Origin of the sequence: Comamonas sp. MYb69 (assembly GCF_037479315.1) — a bacterium.
Taxonomy (GTDB): Bacteria; Pseudomonadota; Gammaproteobacteria; order Burkholderiales; family Burkholderiaceae_C; genus Comamonas.
Map to the genome: position 1 here is coordinate 359,008 of NZ_JBBGZG010000004.1, position 19,805 is coordinate 378,812.

Sequence of the window (19,805 nt, forward strand, 5' to 3'; positions counted from 1 at the left end):
ATGCCCAGCTCCTTGGACAAATACCAAGCCAAGCGCAACTTTGCCAAGACCCCTGAGCCGGCCGACGGCGGGGAATCGGTCGCGGGCCAGCTGCAGTTTGTCATTCAGAAGCACTGGGCCAGCCACTTGCACTACGACCTACGGCTTGAGCTCGATGGCGTGATGAAAAGCTGGGCAGTACCCAAAGGGCCGAGCCTGGACCCCAGCCACAAGCGCATGGCCGTGCAGGTGGAAGACCACCCGATCTCGTACAACCGCTTTGAGGGCCAGATACCCGCTGGCCACTATGGCGCGGGCAAGGTGATCGTCTGGGACAAGGGCCTGTGGCTGCCTCTCGCCGACCCGCACGAGGGCTACCGCAAGGGCAAGCTCCATTTTGAGCTGCGGGGCCAGAAGCTGGGCGGGCGCTGGACCCTGGTGCGCATGAAGGGCAAGGAGGGTGAGCGCCAACCGCCCTGGCTGCTGATCAAGGAAGCCGATGACTTTGCGCGCAAGGAAGAAGAGCTGGATATTGTGACCGCCAGGCCTGACAGCGTGGCCAGTGAGCAGCGTGCGGTGGCCACCGAGACCCGCGCCAAGCCGGCTGCCAAGCGCAGTAAATCCAGCAAGGCCATAGCAAAAAATGCTGCTTTGCCCGCCACAATGGCGCCCCAGCTGGCCGTGCTTGCGGACGCGCCACCGCAAAACGCCGAGGACTGGGCCTGGGAGCTGAAGTTGGACGGTTACCGCATGGCAGCCCGCAAAAAAGGCCTCAAGCTGCAGTTGTGGACGCGCAATGGCAAGGACTGGACGGCCAGGATGCCGGCGCTGGCAGCGGCCCTGCAGCATCTGCAGCTCAACGACGCCTGGCTGGATGGCGAGGTGGTAGCGCTCAATGACCAAGGGCTCCCCGATTTTCAGCGGCTGCAAAACGCGTTTGATGGGGAGGGCACGACCGACCTCGTCTATTACGTGTTCGATTTGCCGTTTGCGCACGGCCAGGATCTGCGTGACCAGCCTTGGCAGGCACGGCGCGAGGCGCTGCAGGCGGCGCTGGATGCCAGCCCGGGCTTGGGCAACAGCGTGCGAATCAGCGAGGCTTTTGCCGGCGATCCGGCGCGGTTGCTGGCCTCGGCCTGCGCGCTGGGCATGGAGGGCATTGTCGGCAAGCGCAAGGATGCTGCCTACCACGCGGGCCGCACGGCGGACTGGATCAAGCTCAAATGCGGCCAGCGCCAGGAGTTTGTCATTGGCGGCTACACGCGTCCCAAGGGCACGCGCACCGGTCTGGGCTCCTTGCTGCTGGGGGTGCATGGCAGCGATGGCCAGCTGGTCTATGCGGGCAATGTCGGCACGGGCTTTAACGAGGCCAGCCTGCGCGCGCTGACGGCGCAGTTGCAAAAGATCCAGACCAAGATATGCCCCTTTGTCGATCCCGAGCGCATTGACTATGCGGCCATCTGGGTTCGTCCCGAGCTGGTCGCAGAAATCGCCTTTGCCGGTTGGACCGGCCAGGGCAGGGTGCGGCATGCGGTCTTCCATGGCTTGCGCGAGGACAAGCCCGCCAACCAGATCACTCGGGAGAGAACAGCCACCATGCCTACCCGCAAGAAAACCCCCAGCGCTACCGGCGGCATTGAAGTCAGCCATGGTGACCGCATCATCGATGCCAGCACGGGCGTGACCAAGCTGGACGTGGTGCGCTACTACGAGCAGGTGGCGCCGCTGATGATGGAGCACCTGCAGGACCGGCCCACGTCGCTGCTGCGTGCGCCGGATGGTGTGGACGGCGAGCATTTCTTTCAGAAGCACCTGCAGGCCCGTGCCATGGCCGGCATTGTGCAACTGCCCCCGTCGCTGGACCCGGAGCACCCGCCGCTGCTGGCCATTGCCGCAGCAGAGGGCCTGGCCCAGGCGGCGCAGTTCAATGTGGTCGAGTTCCACACCTGGAACGCCAGGCGCGACAAGATATTGCGGCCCGACCGCATGACCTTTGACCTGGACCCGGGCGAGGGCCTGGCCTGGCCGGCGGTGCAGGAGGCCGCCGAGCTGGTGCGGGTGCTGCTGCAGGAGCTTGGCTTGGAGCCCTTTCTCAAAACCAGCGGCGGCAAGGGCCTGCATCTGGTGGTACCGATCCAGCGCCGCCACGACTGGGACACCGTCAAGGGCTTTTCCAAGGCCATCGTGCAGCACCTCGCTGCCACCGTGCCCCAGCGCTTTGTGGCCAAGAGCGGCCCGCAGAACCGCAAGGGCAAGATCTTTGTCGACTACCTGCGCAATGGCTGGGGCGCCACCACCGTCAGTGCCTGGTCGCTGCGGGCGCGGCCGGGTATGGGGGTGTCGGTGCCCATCAGCTGGGCAGAGCTGGACCAGGTCAGCAGCGGCGCGCACTGGGGCCTCCGTTCTATCGAAGCGCGCTTTCGCCAAGGCAATGCGCCCTGGGATGGCTATGCCAAGGCGGCTGTGTCGATCACGGCGGCGATGAAGCTGCTGGGCGGTTCGGGCAATGCATCCGCCGACTGACGGGTGTCGGGCGAAATGCCTCTATATAAACCCAGTGCATATAAGCTAGGTTAGTCTTACGCAAAGCAAATAACAGACCTCAGCTCCACCTCGGTGTGGCTGTAGGACGTTTTCTGCTTATTTCGTAATTTTGAGATCGCTGGCTGGCGTTTTGGAGTAGTTTTGTTACAGTTTAACCACCAAAGCATTGGAGGCTAGGAATGTCTACGCAGACCGGAAATGACAAGGAGAAAGACGCCTATTTGGATGCCTTGAAAGCCCAGGGCGCCGAGTTGCTGGCCGACCACCCGGCAGAAGGCACCATTGAGCACGCACGCCTGTCGCTGATCGATGCCAAGATCGAGCAGCTGACGCGGCCCATCACCGCAGACAGCTGGAAAACGCCCGAATACTGAATACGCCCGGGTGTGTACCAGACGTTGGTTCTTGTAAAAGAACTTTGCAAAATGCCTGGATGGCGCTATCGTGGTGGAACCTGGATCGTCAGCCAAACTTACGGATTTGGGTACCAGGTGGAAAGGAGGTCTTATGCGAGAAGCGGAAGACCTGCTTGTGGTGACGCAAGCGCAATACGAGCGTCTGGAACTGGAAGTGATTGGTTTACGGGATCTGGAGCCCTTCATGGGCTCCCCGCAATATGATCGCCTGCAGGATGTGGAATTGGCACTGAAACATTACCAAACGCAATTTCGCCCCTAAGCGATACGACACAAAACCCGCAATGGCGGGTTTTTTCTTGGGCGGCCTTTAGGCGGGAGCCGGGCGCGTGCCGGGCGGGCCAGACGCCCTGCCACCATTGCGTTTACTGCTGCTGGGACTGCGCTTGCTGCTGCTGGTTCTGGTCCCGGCCTTGTTGCTGCTGCTGGGCAGGGCGCTGCTGGTTTTGCTGGTCCTGCTGCTTTTGGGCAGGTTGTTGGCCATTGGGACTTTGGTTGGGTTGCTGCTGGTTGCTCATCTCTGTCTCCGGTTAAAGGGGGGATGCAGCGCGATTTTTGCTGCCCTTTCAGGTTAAGGGCATGGCATTGCGGAATCTGTAGTCGCTGTGCTTGCCTAGGCGTAGTAAGCCGGGGAGGCATGTCGTCACCATCAACCTCACACAGCCGCCAGAGCTAGCCACGCTGCGGCTGCACCAGCAAGCCCCGCAGCAGCAAATCCAGACCTGCGGCGGCTTGCTCCAGGCGCGCAGCGCCATCGGCCCCATCCGCACCTTCAGCCCCATCGGCAATCCAGAACGCCGCCTCGGCCAGGCTGCCATAGATCAGCGCTGCCAGCGCCCGTGCATCGGCTGGGAGCCTGGGCAGGGGAGGGATGCATGGGACTTGCCGGCGATGCTCTGGCCCGCGGCCGGTGTGGCGGCTGCCGCCTTGCTGGTGGTGGGTAGCGCGCGGGAGGATGGGTCCGTGCGCTGCTGAGGCTGGGGCTTTGCTGCCTGCGGCTAGCCGGCCGCACCATACTCGCTCAGCAAATATGCTAAGTAGATTTAATTCGTTTTCGCCGAGTGGGCCCTTGCGCACAATCGCAGCTCTCCCCCATGCCCCTTTGTGTCTGGGGCTGTGTCCGAGAGATGATGGTTTTTATGCAAGCACTGAGTCCGCTGTCCGTCAAAGCCCTGTTGGGGGATGGCCAAGAGTTCGCGTTTTTGGATGTGCGCGAAGCCGGCGAGTTTGGGGAGGGTCACCCATTTTTGGCCATCCCGCTGGCCTACAGCCGCCTGGAGGCCGATATCGCCCGCCTGGTGCCCAGGCTGTCCACGCGCATTGTTTTGATCGATGGCGGCAACGGTGTTGCCAGCCGGGCCGCTCGGGCGCTGGCAGCGCTGGGCTACAGCGATCTGTCCATCAGCGAGGGCGGGGTGGCCGCCTGGGAGGCGGCGGGCCTGGTGCTGTTCAAGGGCGTGAACCTGCCATCCAAAACCTTTGGCGAGCTGGCCGAGGCCGCGCTGGGCACTCCCCATATCAGCGCGCAGCAATTGCAGCAGCTGCAAGCGTCTGGCGGCAAGCTGGTGGTGCTCGATGGCCGGCCGCTGGCCGAGTTCAACAAGATGAGCATTCCCGGCGCGATCAGCTGCCCCAATGGCGAGCTGGCGCTGCGCCATGCCGATCTGATCCCGGATGCGCAGACGACGGTGGTCGTCAACTGCGCCGGCCGCACCCGCTCCATTGTGGGCGCGCAGACCCTGCGCGACCTGGGCCTGCCCAATCCCATCTATGCGCTGGAGAACGGCACCCAGGGCTGGTATTTGAACGACCTGCCGCTCGAGCATGGCCAAAGCCGCAGCTACCCCGAACACCGCCGTGCACCGGCGCCCGAGGTGGCCACCCGGCTGGCCCAGCTGAGCGAGCAGCAGGGCGCGGCACACCTGGATGCCGCCACCTTGGCCGCCTGGCTGGCCGACCCCGAGCGCACCACCTACCTGCTGGATGTGCGCTCGCCCGAAGAAGTTGCCGCCAGCCCCATTGCCGGTGCCGCCCATGCGCCCGGCGGCCAGCTGGTGCAGGCCACCGACCAGTACCTGGGCACGCGCCATGCGCGCATTGTGCTGGTGGATACCGATGGCCTGCGCGCGCCGATGACGGCGGTCTGGCTGCGGCGCCTGGGGCATAAGGCCTATCTGGCCAGGCCCGATGCCTTGCCGGCGATCCCCACGGCGCCCTTGCCTGAAGCGGCGTTGCCGCGCATCAGCAGTGCGGCGCTGGCTGCGGACCCCACTGTCTATGATCTGGTCGATCTGCGCGACAGCGCCAGCTACCGCGCTGGCCATATCGCCGGTGCGCGCTGGTCCATCCGGCCGTTGCTGCAGCGCGGCGATGGGACCCGGGCAACTGTGTTCATCACGCCCGAGCCTGCGCTGGCAGCAGCCGCTGCGCGCGATGTGGGCGGCGTATGGCATCTGCTGAGCGACGGGCCCGAGCAGTGGCAGCGCGCAGGGCTGACCGTGGTCGCCAGTGCCGATGCGCCCAGCGATGCCGAGCGCATTGACTACCTGTTTTTTGTGCATGACCGCCACAGCGGCAACAAGGCGGCAGCGCGTGCCTACCTGGCATGGGAAACCGGCCTGCTCGCCCAGATCGATGCGCAAGAGCGGGCGCTGTTCTGTTTGGGCTGATCCGCGCTGTCTGTTGTTGGTATCCGCCAAGGCCCGCTGAGCGGCCTGAGGCCCACCTGTCCCCTTTTTCTCTTTGAATTGAATCCCCATGTCCACCAGCCGCCGTATCTTTCTGAAAAACGCCGCCGCCACGGCCAGCCTGGCCGCGCTGCCCTTTGCGCTGCCGCGGGCCGCCTTTGCGGCGGGATCGACCACGCTGACGATTGCGCAGAGCAACGACATCTTGTCCCTGGACCCGGCCAACCACGAGAACAACAGCACCCAGTCGGCGCTGGTCAATCTCTATGAGTACCTGGTCAACAAGGAATTCCCGAACGGCAAGATGGCCTTCACGCCGGGCCTGGCCCAGTCCTGGAAGCAGGAAGACCCGCGCACCTGGGTGTTTGAGCTGCGCCCTGATGTGCAGTGGCACGACGGCAAGCCCTTTACTGCCGAAGATGTGAAGTTCACCGTCGAGCGCATGAAAGGCAACCCCAAGCTGCTGAGCGCGGTGGAGAAGTTTCGCTCGGTGGAAAAGGTCGAGGTGCTGGGCCCGCACCGGGTGCGCCTGGTTACCAGCAAGCCCGATCCGCTGTTTCTGCACAACTTTGTCGGCAATGGCGGCTCGATCCTGCCCCAGCATGCGTTCAAGGCGGCGGGCAGCGAAGAGGCCTTCTTTGCCAAACCCATCGGCACGGGCCCCTACAAGTTTGTCGAGTGGAAAAAGGCCGACCGCCTGGTGCTCGCGCGCAACCCCCAGTGGTGGGGTGGGGCGCCGCACTGGGAGCGGGTGGTGATCCGCGCGATTCCTGAAACCGCCACGCGCGTGGCCGAGGCCTTGTCCGGCGGCGTGGACCTGGCGGTGAACATTCCGCCCGAGGACATCGGCCGCCTCAAGTCCAATGCCGACACCGGCATCGTCGCCTTCAATATTGCGCGCAACTTTGGTTTGCACCTGCGCACCGAGCCGGGTGTGATCACCCACGACGCGCGGGTGCGCGAGGCGATTGACCTGGCCATCAACCGCCAGGAGCTGGCTGAGGTGGTGGCCGATGGCTATGCCACCGCCACGCGAGGCTTGTTCCCGCCCGAGATCCCGAACGCCAATACCCGCCTGACGGCAGCCAACTCCTTCAACCCGGACAAGGCCCGCCAGCTGATCCAGGCGGCAGGCGCCAAGGGGGCCAAGATCCGTTTTGGCTCACCCAGCGGCCGCTATATCAAGGACCGCGAGGTCTCCGAGGCCATCGTCGGCTACCTGCAGGATGTCGGCCTCAATGCCCAGCTTGAAGTGCAGGAATGGAGCATCTACAACGCCCGCGTAGGCAGTGATTCGCACGGCGAGATCTATTTCTGGGGCATGGGCTCCTACACCGATGCCTCCTTCATCCTGAACATGGGCTCGCTCAAGCGCTTCAACCCGCACTGGAAGAACGCCGAGTTCGAGCGCCTGGCAACCGAGCTGCCCGCCACCACCGGCGAGAAGGAGCGCCAGGCCATCATCTGGCGCGCGCAGGAGATCATCACCCAGGACCGCGCCCGCATCGGTGTGCTCTATCCCAAGGCGATCTACAGCGTCAACAAGCGGGTGCAGTTTGCCGGCCGCTTTGACGAGATGATCCCGGCCGAACAAGTGCGGCGCGCATGATGCTCTCGGCCTTGTGGCGGCTGCTGCTCCAGGCGGTGCCGGTGCTGTTCACGGTCACCCTGATCGTGTTTGCACTGGTGTTTCTGGCCGGCGACCCGACGGTGATGATGATCCCGGACCAGGCCTCGGAGGCCGACCGCCTGGCCATGGTGGCCGCCTGGGGGCTGGACCAGCCGGTGCACCTGCAGTACCTCAACTACATGCGCAACCTGCTGCACGGCGATTTTGGCACCTCGTACCGCTATGGCAGCTCGGCGCTGCCCATTGTGCTCGAGCGCCTGCCCGCCACCTTGCTGCTGGCTGCCGCATCGATGCTGGTGGCCGTGCTGATCGCGGTGCCCGCTGGCGTGGCGGCAGCCTTGCGGCGCGGCAGCTGGGTGGACCATGCGGTCTCCGGCGTAGCCGTGCTGGGCAAGGCCATGCCCAATTTCTGGGTGGCCATCATGCTGATCCTGGCGTTTGGCGTCAGCCTGCGCTGGCTGCCGGTATCGGGCAGCGGTACCTGGGCGCACCTGGTAATGCCCGCGCTGACCCTGGGCACCGCTTTTGCCGGTGACCTGGCCAAGCTGGTGCGCGCCAGCATGCTCGAAACCTTGAGCCAGGACTATATGCGCACCGCCTATGCCAAGGGCATTCCCGACTGGCTGGTGATTGGCAAGCATGCGCTGCGCAATGCCGCGATCCCGACGGTGACGATGACCTCGCTGCACGTGGTGGCGCTGCTGGGTGGCGCGCTGGTGACCGAGACCATTTTTGCCTGGCCGGGCCTGGGCCAACTGATCGTGCAGGCGATCAACACCAAGGACATGGCGGTGATCCAGATCAGTGTGCTGGTGATCACCGCGATGACCTTGCTGGTGAACTTTGCCACCGATGTGGTCTACCGCCTGATTGACCCAAGGATGAAGCTATGAGCGGCGTGGTGGTGAATACCGGCGCGGCCCTGCAGGCCGGCGCGCCTGCGGCCGCAGCGCAGCCTTCGGGCCTGCAGCGCTTTTTGCGCGCGCTGTGGCGCAGCCGCAGTGGCCGCTTGGGCGCCATCTTGCTGCTGCTGATCCTGCTGACCACCCTGGGCGCCGATCTGCTGCCGCTGGCCGACCCGGTCAAGCGCAATCTGTCGCTGCGCTACCTGCCCCCCGTCTGGCTGGACAAGGGCCAGTGGGCCTACCCGCTGGGCACCGATGGCCAGGGCCGCGACATGCTGGCGCGCATCATCTACGGCGCGCGCAGCTCGGTCATCGTGGGCCTGGCGGCCGTGGCGCTGTCGGGGGCCATTGGTGTGGCGATTGGCGTGCTGGCCGGGCTGCGCGGCGGCTGGCTGGACCAGGTGTTGATGCGCGTGGTCGATGCCATCCTGGCGATTCCAGCCATGCTGTTCATGCTGGTGGTGGCCCTGGTGGCTGGCGCCGGCCTGGCGCCGCTGATCGTGGTGATAGCGCTCACCAACTGGGTGATCTACACCCGCATTGCGCGCGCCGAGGTGCTGCGCGTCAAGGAGCTGGAGTTTGTCGCTGCCGCGCGCGTGAGCCGCGTGCGCACCTCGCGCCTGCTGCTGCGCCACATCCTGCCCAACATCCTGCCGGCCCTCGTGGTGGTGGCCACCTTGAACATTGGCACCGTCATCCTGACGGAGTCGTCGTTGAGCTTTCTGGGCTTTGGCATCCAGCCGCCCGATATCTCCTGGGGCCAGATGCTGGCCGATGGGCGCCAGCAGCTGGCCACCAGCTGGTGGATCAGCACTTTCCCGGGCGTGGCGCTGACGGCCACGGTTTTTAGCATCATCTTGCTGGGCGATTGGCTCAGAGACTACCTGGACCCACGCCTGCCATGACTGCTGCCCCAACGCCTGCCCACGCCGCCAGCTACGCTGGCGCCATCCTTCGCCCTGCCGCGCTGCAGACGGGCTTGGCAGACACCGTGCTGCGCTACCGCAATGCCGGCGTCACACTGCAACCCCATGGTGGCGGCGAGCCGCTGCGCCTGGTGCACGGGGTGGATATAGAGGTCAAACGCCGGCAGGTGCTGGCCTTGGTGGGCGAGAGCGGATCGGGCAAGACCTTGACGGCCCTGAGCGTGCTGGGCCTGCTGCCGGGCAATGCCCGCTTCAGTGCGGACGAGGCCATGCTCAATGGCCACGATCTGCGCAATCTTGGACGCGCCGACTGGCGCAGCCTGCGCGGAGCCGATGCGGGTATGGTGTTCCAGGAGCCGCTGTCGTCGCTCAACCCGGTGCTGACCATTGGCGACCAGATTGAAGAGGTGCTGTACTACAAGCGGCAGCTCACGCGTGCCCAGCGCCGGGCCGAGGCCATTGACCTGCTGGCCCGCATGGGCCTGCCCCGGCCTGCGCAGCTGCTGCAGGACTACCCGTTTCAGCTCTCGGGCGGCATGCGCCAGCGCGTGATGCTGGCCATTGCGATGGCCGGTGAGCCGGCCTTGCTGATTGCCGATGAGCCGACCACGGCGCTGGACAACACGGTGCAGGCCCAGGTGCTGGAGCTGATGGTGCGTACGGCCGAGCAGTCGAATGTGGGCGTGCTGCTGATCACCCATGACCTGTCGGTCGTCGCCCAGGTGGCCGACCAGGTGCATGTGATGCGCCACGGCGAGATCGTCGAATCCGCCCCGGTGCAGCAGCTGTTTGCCAGGCCGCAGGCGGCCTACACCCAGCAGTTGCTGGCGCTGGCGCCGCGCATTCCGGCCGTGGTGCGCCAGCCCTTGGCAGAGGCCGCGCTGCAGCAACCGCAAGCTGCGCAAGATGCGCCGCCGATTCTGCAGCTGGATGCCGTGAGCAAGTACTACCAGCAGCCCCGTGCCTGGCATTTCAAACCCTTCAAGCACCTCGCCTTGGATGGGGTGTCTTTCTCGCTGCAACGGGGCCGCACCCTGGGCCTGGTGGGTGAGTCGGGCAGTGGAAAATCATCTTTGGCGCGCATCATCGCCGGCCTGGCGCAGGCCGATGGCGGCAGCCTGCGCTTTGATGGCGCCGATCTGGGCGACCCGGCGGTGCGCGCCGCTGCCAGCATCCAGATGGTGTTCCAGGACCCCTATGCATCGCTGAACCCGCGCATGCGCATTGGCCAGCTGATCACCGAGCCGCTGGCCGAGCAGCCGGGCTGGACGGCAGCGCAGCTGCGCGCGCAAGCGGCGCAATTGCTGGCCATGGTGGGCCTGCCGGCCTCGGCCCTCGATCGCTTTGCCCATGAGCTCTCGGGCGGCCAGCGCCAGCGCGTCTGCATTGCGCGGGCGCTCAGCGTGCAGCCCCAGCTGCTGATCTGCGACGAGCCCGTCTCTGCGCTTGATGTGTCGGTGCAGGCCGAAATCCTGGCGCTGCTGCAGCGCCTCAAAAAGGACTTGCAGCTGAGTATGGTGTTTATCGCCCATGGGCTGGAGAGCGTCTATGCGATCTCGGACGACATCGTCGTGCTGGAAAAGGGCCGGGTGGTGGAAGCCGGCCCGCGTGACCAGATCTTTGGCGCGCCGCGCCATGCCTATACCCGCAGTCTGCTCGACGCAATGCTCGACATCGACCCGGCGCGCAGCCGCTTCAAGACCCGGCCGGCCGAGGCTGAGCCAGACAGCCCCGCGCTGGCCCGCGTGGCCTGACGCCGCTCCGTGCTTGCGCTGAACCTATTTTTGATATCCCCTGTGTGCCCCACACGATGAGCCAGCCTACCCAACTCCACCTCAACCTCAATATCTATGGCGCAGGCGCCCATGCCGCTGCCTGGCTGTGGCCGCAGAACGACCCGCTGTGGCCGGTAACGCCCGACTACTTTGTCCGCCTGGCGCAGACCGCAGAGCGGGGCGGCTTTGATGCGGTGTTCTTCTCGGACCGCGCGGCCTTTCCCGGCAACAGCCTGCACCGCCCATTTCCGGCGATCGAGCCCAGCATTTTGCTGACCTTGATTGCCGCGCAGACCCGGCATATCGGCCTGCTGGCAACGGTGTCTTCGTCGTACAACGAGCCCTTCAACATCGCGCGGCGCTTTGCGTCGCTGGATCTGGTCAGTGGCGGGCGCTCGGGGGTAAACATCGTCACCTCGGCCGATGTCGAGGCCGCGCGCAACTTTGGCCGCAGCGCGCCGCTGGCGCATGCCGACCGCTACCGGCGCGCGGCGGAGTTCAGCCAGGTGCTCAAGGACCTGTGGGCCAGCTGGGGGCCGGGCGGCATTGTGGCCGACCGCGCCACCGGCCAGTACTTTGACCCGGCGCAGATCCGCCCGATTGCGCACCAGGGCGAGTTCTTTGCGGTCGAGGGCCCCATCAATGTGCCGCCCAGCCCGCAAGGCCGGCCACTGGTGGTGCAGGCCGGAGGCTCGGATGCGGGCCTGGACCTGGCCGCCCTGCATGCCGATGCGGTGTTTACCTTGGCGCCATCGCTGGCGCAGGCGCAAAGCTACCGCCAGGCGCTCGATGCCCGGCTCAAGGCGCTGGGGCGTGCCAGCAGCACCATCAAGGTCTTCCCCGGCCTGGTCACCGTGCTGGGTGCCACCGAGCAGGCCGCGCAGCAGCGCGCCCAGGCGCTGGCCGATCTGGTGCCGATTGAGCAGGGGCTCAACTACCTGTCGGACCTGCTGCAAACCCGCTTTGGCCATGCCGACCTGGACCGGCCGCTGCGCGCAGACCTGCAACTGCCGGACAACGGCATGACCACCTTTGCCAAGAACGTGGTGGACAAGGCGGGCAGCCATGGCTGGACGGTGCGCGAGCTCATTCGTGCGCAAAACGGCGGCGGCAGCAACCACAACACCATCGTCGGCACGCCCGAGCAGGTGGCCGACTACATGCTGAGCTGGTTCCGCAGTGGTGCCATCGATGGCTTCAACCTGATGCACGACGTGCTGCCCTCGGGCCTGGAAGACTTTGTCGACCAGGTGGTGCCGCTGCTGCGCAAAGCCGGCGTTTACCGCGAGGGCTACAGCGCCAGCACCTTGCGCGGCAACCTGGGCCTGGCTGCGGCCTGAGCCCCTCTCCCTACACACCCGCCGGGCCCGGCCCGCGCTTTTTGCAGAACCGTTTATGAAAATCGACCATCCCCAGACCCTGACCCCTGCTGCGCAGACCGCCACCAGCGGAACCGCCAGCGCCGACTGGCAAGCGCTGTTTGACGAGATCGCCGCTGGCTCGGCCGAGCGCGAGGAAAAGCGCATTCTGCCGTTTGCGCAGATCCAGGCCTTGAAGGAGCAGCGCTTTGGTGCCTACCGCCTGCCGGTGGCCGAGGGCGGCACAGGGGCCAGCATTGCGGGGCTGATGGAGCAGGTGATTGCGCTGGGCGCTGCCGACTCCAACGTCGCGCATATCCTGCGCAACCACTTTGTCTTTGTGGAGCGCTTTGCGCGCAACCCAGTCAGCGCGCAGGCGCATTTCTGGCGCGATCAGGTGGCCCAGGGGGCCATCTTTGGCCTGGCCAATACCGAGCTGGCGCAGGCCAGAAGCGGCGAGAAGACCTTCACGCGCCTGGTGCCCGACGGCGCGCATTTCCGCATGACGGGCGCCAAGTTCTACAGCACCGGCAGCCTGTATGCGGATTTCGTCATCGTGCGGGCGCGCGATGCGCAGGAGCGCGATGTGACTGCGATTATCCCCACCCGCCGCGAAGGCGTGAACCTGGTCGATGACTGGGACGCCATGGGCCAGCGCATGACCGGCAGCGGCACCACCTTGTTCGAGAACGTGCGGGTGGAGCCTGAGGAAATCATCGTAGACAGCGCCGGTACCGGCTACAGCCGGCCTTACAAGAGCACCTTGCCGCAGCTCTTTCTGACGGCGGTGAACACCGGCATCCTGCGCGCCATTGTGCGTGATGCGTCGGCGATGCTGCACAAGCGCTCGCGCAAGGGCTTTTTCTTTGCCGCTGCCGATACCCCGGCGCAAGATCCGCTGTTGCTGAAGATCGTCGGCGACCTGTCAGCCCAGCTGTTTGCCGCTGAAGCGGTGGTGGCAGCAGCCAGCCATGCGCAGGATGCCTCGCTCGCCACCGCCGAAGGCGACCCCGCCTTGAAGGACACGGCCCACCATGCGGCGGTGCTGGCCGCCAAGGCCAAGCTGATCGTCGACGGCCTGGTGCTGCAGGCTGGCACGGCAGTGTTTGACCTGGGTGGTGCCTCGTCCACCTTGCGCACGCAAAACCTGGACCGCCACTGGCGCAATGCCCGCACCGTGGCATCGCACAACCCGGCGCTGTACAAGGCGCTGGCGCTGGGCAAGCTGGCGGTGCATGGCGAGCCGCTGCCCGACAAGGACTTTTTCTAACGCGCCTTTTGGGGGTCAGCGCCCTTCACCCGGCACACCTGGCACGGCGTTGGCCGCTGGTTTTGCAGATGGGCTGCGCCGCTTGGGGCTCCCGCTGCGCAGCAGGGCGACGGCCAGTGCGGCGGCCAGCACCAGCAGCACGGCAGTGGCCATCACGGCGATAAAGCCCTGGTCAAACGCGGCATGGGCCAGGCCCAGCAGCTGCGTGGCAGCCTGCGGCGGCAGTTTTTCGGCCGCCAACAAAGCCGCATCGATGCCGTCGCTAGCGCCACTGGCCCCGCCAGCGGCGCCTTGCAGGCTGTCTGGCAGCACCAGGCTGCTGGTGTAGCGCCAGGACAGCACGCTGCCCAGCAAGGCCACGCCCAGCACGCCACCAAACTCGTAGGACACCTCTTCGACCGATGCGGCCATGCCGGCATGCTCGGGCGGCGCGCTGTTCATCACCGCGTTCGATGCGGCGGTGATGGTGGCACCCACACCCAGGCCCAGGACGGCCAGCACCGCGATTTTCTGCAGGCCATGGGCATCGCTGTTGAGGCTCATGGCCAGCGCGCACAGCGCCACGGCGGTCACGAGGAGGCCGCCCACAATCAGCTGGTGGGTGCCCAGGCGCGACAGTGCCCAGCCGGCAATGGGGCCGGCGACAAAGGCGGCCACGGGGATTGGCAAAATGGCCAGTCCCGCTTGCAGGGGGCTGAGGCCCAGCACCAGCTGCAGGCGCTGGCTGAACACCAGCTCCACCCCGACCAGGGCCACAGCAGCCACCACGGCAGCCACCACACCGCCCGAGAACGTCGGAATGCGGAACAGACGCAGCTCGATCAGCGGCTGGGGCCGGCTGAGCTGGCGGCGGATAAAGACCCACAGCACGGCGGCACTGAGTAGCCCCATCAGCACGGCAAACACCAGCGATGGCGCGGGCTTGGCCAGCTCCTTGATGCCCAGCACCAGGCTGACCATCGCAACCATGGCCTGCAGCGAGCTGGTGTAGTCCCAGCCGGCCAGGCTGGCCTTGGTGCTCAGGCGGTCTGCAGGAATGAGCCAGACGGTCAGCACCAGCGCCAGCGCCACGATGGGCACATTGACCAGAAACACCGAGCCCCACCAGAAGTACTCCAGCAGCACACCGCCCACCACCGGGCCAAGCGCTGCGCCCCCCGAGGCGACCGAGGCCCAGATGCCAATGGCGACCGAGCGCTCGCGCTGGTCGGGAAAGCTCATGCGGATGATGGCCAGCGTGGCGGGCATCATGATGGCCGCACCCAGGCCCAGCACGGCGCGCGCGGCAATCAGCAGCCCGGCATTGGGCGCATAGGCGGCTGCCAGCGAGGCGGCGCCAAAGATCACCAGGCCGAGCATGAACATGCGGCGGTAGCCCAGGCGGTCGCCCAGCGCGCCCGTGCTCAGCAGCAGGCCCGCGACCACCAGCGCATAGGCGTTGACGATCCACAGCTTCATCGAGGTGGAGGCCGCCAGGTCATGGGTGAGGGTCGGCAGGGCGGTGTAGAGCACCGTCATGTCAACGACGATCAGCAGCAGCGCCATCGACACAATGGCCAGCACCAGCCATCTTTTGGAATGCAATGCCATGGTCAAACTCCCAACTCTTTCATCATCGTGACGGACACGGGCTGGCAGCCCAGGCGCTCAAACAGCCGGTGCGCCCCTTGGTTGCCGATACCGCTTTCCAGAAACAGGCGCTGCACGCCTTCTGCCTGCAGCTGGGCGCAGACCCAGCCAAACAGTGCCTGGCCCAGGCCCTGGCCGCGTGCGGCGGGGCTGACCACCAGGTCATCCAGGGTGGCAAACGGGGTGGGCGCGCGCTGCTCCTCGTCGAGCGCGACAAAGGCGACGCCGACCAGCGTATCGCCCTGGTGGGCGGTGGCGATGCGCTGCATCGCGTTGGCTTCGGGCGCGGCCAGGGTGGCCTCAATCTGCAGGGCCATGTTGTCGGCCAGCTGGGGGCTCCATTGGCCCGGTGCGATGGCGCGCGGGGACTGCAGCTCGCCATGGGAGATGTAATGGGGACTGAGCTGGCCCATGAACAGCGCCAGGATCGCTGGCGACTGCGCGGGGTCATGGCACCAGGCCATCGTCAGGGCTGGTGCGGGGGTGTGGATCGATTGCATGGGTCCGATATTGCGCCATAAAAATCGATTGATAAAGTTGGAATCCATCAATAATGAAGATGGATGAGCTACAGTACCGGGCTATGGAATGGACCGTTGAACAACTGCGGCAGTTTGTCGCCACCGCCGACAGTGGCTCTTTCTCTGCCGCTGCACGTAGCCTGGGCAAGGCGCAGTCGGCCGTCAGCACCGCCGTGGGCATGCTGGAGGTGGACCTGGGCGTGGTGCTGTTTGACCGCTCGCACCGCAATGCCCAGCTCACCGATGCGGGCCGGGTGCTGCTGCTCGAAGCGCGCGAGCTGCTGCGCCAGGCCGAGCAGCTGGACCAGCGCGCGCAGGCGCTGAGCGGCGGGGCCGATGCCGAGCTGTCGCTGGCGATTGACGAGGCGCTGCCCTATACGGCGGTGGCCAGCCTGCTGCGCGAGATGGCGCAGCAGTACCCGGGCCTGGAGCTGCTGCTGCTCAATGGCACCGCCAGCGAGGTGGCTGACTATGTGGGCGAGGGCAGAGCGGGCATGGCGCTGCATATCGACCGGGGCCCGGTGCTGCAGCATTTTGAGCAGCGCCACCTGGGCACCGTGCCCCAGGGGGTGTTTGTGGCGACCGACCACCCGCTCGCCGATGGCCGGGTGGTGGGCCTGCAACAACTGGCCCAGCACCGCCAGCTGCTGATGCATACCGAGGATGTGCACGAGCGCGCCTACAGCCCGCGCGTGTGGCGCTCGGACAGCTTCTACAACATCGCCGACATGGTGGCCGACAAGCTGGGCTGGGCGGTGCTGCCCGTCAATATCGCGCACTACGAAGGCAACCGCCAGGCGCTGCGCGAGGTGCCCTGCCCGGCGCTGGCGCTGCCCCCGCTGTCGGTGCGCATGCTCTGGCGCCAGGGCGCGCGGCGCAGCCCGACGGCGCAGTATGTCGAGCGGCGTTTTGGCCAGCTGCTGGCGGAGATTCAGACGCCCGAGCCGTAGGGGGTGAGACGGCTGGAGTTCTCGTCGACGGCCAGGCTTTTGCCCAGGTAGGGAAAGGCGCGCTGCGGGCAGTGGTCGCGCTCGCAGACCTTGCAGCCCATGCCGATCGGCGTGGCCAGCTCCGGGTCCTGCAGGTCGATGCCCTTGGCATAGACGAGGCGCGCTGCATGGCGCAGGTCACAGCCCAGGCCGATCGAAAATGTCTTGCGCGGCGCGCCATAGCCGCGTTGCCCGCCCGAGACCGAGCGCGCAATCCACAGGTAGCGCCGGCCATCGGGCATGGCGGCCACCTGGGCCAGCACCTGGCCGGGCTGGCCAAAGGCCTCGTAGACATTCCACAGCGGGCAGGTGCCGCCGGTGCGGCTGAAATGGAAATGCGTGGCCGACTGGCGCTTGGAGATATTGCCGGCCCGGTCCACCCGTACAAAGAAAAACGGCACGCCCGGGCTGCCTGGCCGCTGCAGGGTGCTCAGGCGGTGGCAGACGGTCTCAAAGCCCACGGCAAAGCGCTGGCCGAGCAGGTCAATGTCATAGCCCAGCGCCTCGGCGGCTTGTAGAAAGGGCCCATAGGGCAGCAGCAGGGCGCCGGCAAAATAGTTGGCCAGGCCCAGCCGCGCCAGCCTGCGGGCAGCGGGGTCGCTGATGAGCGTTGGCACCTGGCTGAGGCTGTCGAGCGTGTCGCCGATCTCGAGCAGCGCCAGCTGGGTGGCAAGCTGGAACGCCTGCTGCGCAGTGCCCAGCGCAGAGGACAGCTGCAGCAGGCGCGAGGCGGGGTCGAACTGGCGTTTGCTCGCGCCTGCGCTGTCCACCAACTCCACCCGCACCTGGTGCGCCAGCGCCAGGCGCTCACGCAGCCAGTCGGCCAGCGGCCTGCCCGGGCGCTCTGCCTGGGCCTGAGCGGCCAGGCTTTCGGCGGCGCGGTCCACCGCATCAAAGTAGTTCTGGTGCGAGAAGAAGAAATCGCGCACCACCTCAAACGGCATGGCGGCGGTCTGGCTGCTGCCGGCGCGGTCATCGCCCAGCTGTAGCGACAGCGCTTCGAGCCGCTCCTTGGTCTCCAGATGGCTTCGGTACAGCGCCACCACCGCTGCGCCCAGCGCCGGCATTTGCGTGGCCACCTCTTGCAGCTCTGGCAGCGCAATGGCCTCGGGCGCATCGGCGAGCGCTTCGCGCAGACCCGCCACCAAGCGCGCCTCTTCGTCTTCGGAGAACTGCTGGATATCCACGCCCAGGCTGCGGTGCAGTTTGAGCAGCACCGACACCGTCAGCGGCCGCTGGTTTTGTTCGATCTGGTTGAGGTAGCTGGGCGAGAGCCCCAGCGCATGGGCCAGCGCAATCTGGGACAGATTGCGTTCGGCGCGCAGCTTGCGCAGCTTGACGCCCATAAAGGTCTTTTTCATTGCAGAGTCTTTCGCGTCAACAGTGGCGCTCGCATCGAAGGGGCGGTGGAATAGCCAGATTCTACATTTCGCAAAATTCGCAAAATGCCGATTTTCATTCGCAGAAATTCGCCATTTCAGTGCTGTTCACCCCTTTGTATTTTGCGTAAATTGCGAAACATGACAACACCTACCGGATTCGCCGAGTTGCAAGAGCTGGTACTGCCGGCGCTGGCCAACCACCACGGCACGCTGTTTGCGGGCCAGGGTTTGCAGCTGATGGCCAAGGCAGCGTTTTTGGCGGCCCGCAGCCTGGCGCAACGCGAAGTCGTGATGGCCGCCGTCAGCCGGGTGGACTTTGTGGCACCGGCACCGGTGGGCCATGCGCTGACCTTGCGTGCCTGGGTCAGCCGTGTAGGCCGCAGCTCGATGACCGTCTGCGTCACCGGCTCGGCTGCGCTGCCGGGCACACCGCCCGAGCTGGTGCTCCAAGGTTTGTTTGACATGGTGGCCGTCGATGCCAAAGGCCGGCCCATTCCTCTCGATTGCGCATATTTGAACCAGGAACCCCTGCTATGACCACCACGACCGCCGAGGCCACCGCGCCCACCACGCCTTCGACCTTCAAGCCCAAGAAATCGGTTGCGCTCTCGGGCGTGACGGCGGGCAACACCGCCTTGTGCACCGTAGGGCGCAGCGGCAATGACCTGCACTACCGGGGCTATGACATTTTGGACATGGCCCAGGTCTGCGAGTTTGAAGAGATCGCCCACCTGCTGGTGCATGGCAAGCTGCCCAACCGGGCGGAGCTGCGCGCCTACAAGGACAAGCTCAAGGCGCTGCGCGGCCTGCCCGCGAGCGTGAAGCAGGCGCTGGAGCAGCTGCCTGCCGCCAGCCACCCGATGGATGTGATGCGCACGGGCGTATCGGTGCTGGGCTGCACCCTGCCCGAGAAGGATGACCACAACCTGCCCGGCGCGCGCGACATTGCCGACCGCCTGATGGCGTCGCTCGGCTCCATGCTGCTGTACTGGTACCACTTCAGCACCTCGGGCAAGTGCATCGATGTGGAGACGGATGACGACTCGATTGGCGCGCATTTTCTGCACCTGCTGCATGGCAAAAAGCCCAGTGCGCTGTGGGAGCGGGCCATGCATACCTCGCTGAATCTGTATGCCGAGCATGAGTTCAATGCCTCGACCTTTACCGCCCGCGTCGTTGCCGGTACCGGCAGCGATATGTATTCGTCAATCACCGGCGCGATTGGCGCGCTGCGCGGCCCCAAGCATGGCGGCGCCAACGAGGTGGCCTTCGAGATCCAGAAGCGCTACGACAGCGCCGATGCCGCCGAGGCCGATATCCGCCGCCGGGTGGAGAACAAGGAGGTGGTGATTGGCTTTGGCCACCCGGTCTACACCGTCAGCGACCCGCGCAATGTCGTCATCAAGGGCGTTGCCAGGGAGCTGTCGCTGGAGGCCGGCTCCACGAAAATGTACGACATTGCCGAGCGCCTGGAGGCCGTGATGTGGGAGGCCAAGAAGATGTTCCCCAACCTCGACTGGTTCAGCGCCGTGAGCTACCACATGATGGGCGTGCCCACTGCCATGTTCACGCCGCTCTTTGTGATTGCGCGCACCAGCGGCTGGGCGGCGCATGTGATCGAGCAGCGGGTGGACAACAAGATCATCCGCCCCAGCGCGCACTACACGGGGCCGGAAGACCAGGTGTTCCAGCCCATCGACCAGCGCAGCTGAGCTGCCGGCCGGCCCGACCTTCTACAGATCTATATAGAAAAGCGACACCCTGCGGGCCGCCCAGCCCGCCGGTCCGCACTGC

General features: G+C 65.9%; 18 protein-coding genes. 13 read left to right on the top strand and 5 right to left on the bottom strand.

The genetic code is table 11. From position 1 onward, the window contains the following. The 3 genes from ligD (at nt 1) to WH303_RS07945 (ending at nt 3,201) form a co-directional block, all read left to right on the top strand. Nucleotides 1-2,502 (top strand): DNA ligase D, encoded by a 2,502-nt coding sequence (gene ligD / locus WH303_RS07935; RefSeq protein ID WP_339517827.1) that lies wholly within the window; start codon nt 1-3, stop codon nt 2,500-2,502. 200 nt (nt 2,503-2,702) lie between these two features. After that, nucleotides 2,703-2,897: a hypothetical protein gene (locus tag WH303_RS07940; RefSeq protein WP_021028206.1), complete on the top strand. Its 195-nt coding sequence runs from the start codon at nt 2,703-2,705 to the stop codon at nt 2,895-2,897. Nucleotides 2,898-3,030: 133 nt separating this feature from the next. Continuing rightward, nucleotides 3,031-3,201, top strand: a complete 171-nt coding sequence (locus WH303_RS07945) for a hypothetical protein (RefSeq protein ID WP_021028205.1) — start codon at nt 3,031-3,033, stop codon at nt 3,199-3,201. Between the two features lie 103 nt (nt 3,202-3,304). Here the strand turns inward: WH303_RS07945 and WH303_RS07950 are convergent, their stop codons facing one another. After that, nucleotides 3,305-3,457 (bottom strand): hypothetical protein, encoded by a 153-nt coding sequence (locus tag WH303_RS07950; RefSeq protein ID WP_158400600.1) that lies wholly within the window; start codon nt 3,455-3,457, stop codon nt 3,305-3,307. Nucleotides 3,458-3,611: 154 nt separating this feature from the next. Beyond that, nucleotides 3,612-4,016 (bottom strand): hypothetical protein, encoded by a 405-nt coding sequence (locus WH303_RS07955; protein ID WP_339517828.1) that lies wholly within the window; start codon nt 4,014-4,016, stop codon nt 3,612-3,614. 62 nt (nt 4,017-4,078) lie between these two features. Here WH303_RS07955 and WH303_RS07960 point away from each other — a divergent pair, with 62 nt between their 5' ends. The 7 genes from WH303_RS07960 (at nt 4,079) to WH303_RS07990 (ending at nt 13,490) form a co-directional block, all read left to right on the top strand. Then, nucleotides 4,079-5,608, top strand: coding sequence for a rhodanese-like domain-containing protein (locus WH303_RS07960; RefSeq protein ID WP_148293247.1), 1,530 nt, complete (start codon nt 4,079-4,081; stop codon nt 5,606-5,608). An 88-nt stretch (nt 5,609-5,696) separates the two neighbouring features. Continuing rightward, nucleotides 5,697-7,235, top strand: coding sequence for an ABC transporter substrate-binding protein (locus WH303_RS07965; RefSeq protein WP_339517830.1), 1,539 nt, complete (start codon nt 5,697-5,699; stop codon nt 7,233-7,235). After that, nucleotides 7,232-8,149: an ABC transporter permease gene (locus WH303_RS07970; protein ID WP_339517832.1), complete on the top strand. Its 918-nt coding sequence runs from the start codon at nt 7,232-7,234 to the stop codon at nt 8,147-8,149. Before WH303_RS07965 ends, WH303_RS07970 begins: the two co-directional genes overlap by 4 nt. After that, nucleotides 8,146-9,066, top strand: coding sequence for an ABC transporter permease (locus WH303_RS07975; RefSeq protein ID WP_339517834.1), 921 nt, complete (start codon nt 8,146-8,148; stop codon nt 9,064-9,066). The genes WH303_RS07970 and WH303_RS07975 overlap by 4 nt, the downstream gene beginning before the upstream one ends. After that, on the top strand, nt 9,063-10,841 hold the full coding sequence (locus WH303_RS07980) for an ABC transporter ATP-binding protein (protein WP_339517835.1): 1,779 nt from the start codon (nt 9,063-9,065) through the stop codon (nt 10,839-10,841). The genes WH303_RS07975 and WH303_RS07980 overlap by 4 nt, the downstream gene beginning before the upstream one ends. A gap of 56 nt (nt 10,842-10,897) precedes the next feature. Continuing rightward, a complete protein-coding gene (locus WH303_RS07985) occupies nt 10,898-12,202 on the top strand; it encodes an NtaA/DmoA family FMN-dependent monooxygenase (RefSeq protein ID WP_339517837.1) in 1,305 nt (434 codons plus the stop codon). A 55-nt stretch (nt 12,203-12,257) separates the two neighbouring features. Next, nucleotides 12,258-13,490, top strand: coding sequence for an acyl-CoA dehydrogenase (locus WH303_RS07990; protein ID WP_339517839.1), 1,233 nt, complete (start codon nt 12,258-12,260; stop codon nt 13,488-13,490). A 15-nt stretch (nt 13,491-13,505) separates the two neighbouring features. On the opposite strand, the gene WH303_RS07995 is transcribed toward WH303_RS07990, so the two are convergent. After that, complete coding sequence (locus WH303_RS07995; RefSeq protein ID WP_339517840.1) at nt 13,506-15,080, bottom strand: MFS transporter; 1,575 nt, start codon at nt 15,078-15,080, stop codon at nt 13,506-13,508. A gap of 2 nt (nt 15,081-15,082) precedes the next feature. Beyond that, nucleotides 15,083-15,619, bottom strand: coding sequence for a GNAT family N-acetyltransferase (locus WH303_RS08000; RefSeq protein WP_339517842.1), 537 nt, complete (start codon nt 15,617-15,619; stop codon nt 15,083-15,085). 59 nt (nt 15,620-15,678) lie between these two features. Here WH303_RS08000 and WH303_RS08005 point away from each other — a divergent pair, with 59 nt between their 5' ends. After that, nucleotides 15,679-16,590 carry a LysR family transcriptional regulator gene (locus WH303_RS08005; protein ID WP_339517843.1) on the top strand — a complete coding sequence of 304 codons (912 nt, stop codon included), beginning with the start codon at nt 15,679-15,681 and terminating at the stop codon, nt 16,588-16,590. Here the strand turns inward: WH303_RS08005 and WH303_RS08010 are convergent. Beyond that, complete coding sequence (locus WH303_RS08010) at nt 16,572-17,990, bottom strand: short-chain fatty acyl-CoA regulator family protein (RefSeq protein ID WP_339517844.1); 1,419 nt, start codon at nt 17,988-17,990, stop codon at nt 16,572-16,574. The genes WH303_RS08005 and WH303_RS08010 overlap by 19 nt on opposite strands. A gap of 159 nt (nt 17,991-18,149) precedes the next feature. On the opposite strand from WH303_RS08010, the gene WH303_RS08015 reads away from it, so the two are divergent. Together WH303_RS08015 and prpC are read left to right on the top strand one after the other, a co-directional pair. Further along, on the top strand, nt 18,150-18,548 hold the full coding sequence (locus tag WH303_RS08015; RefSeq protein ID WP_339517845.1) for an acyl-CoA thioesterase: 399 nt from the start codon (nt 18,150-18,152) through the stop codon (nt 18,546-18,548). Further along, nucleotides 18,545-19,723 (top strand): bifunctional 2-methylcitrate synthase/citrate synthase, encoded by a 1,179-nt coding sequence (prpC, locus tag WH303_RS08020; protein ID WP_260719300.1) that lies wholly within the window; start codon nt 18,545-18,547, stop codon nt 19,721-19,723. Before WH303_RS08015 ends, prpC begins: the two co-directional genes overlap by 4 nt. The last annotated feature ends 82 nt before the right edge of the window (nt 19,724-19,805 follow it).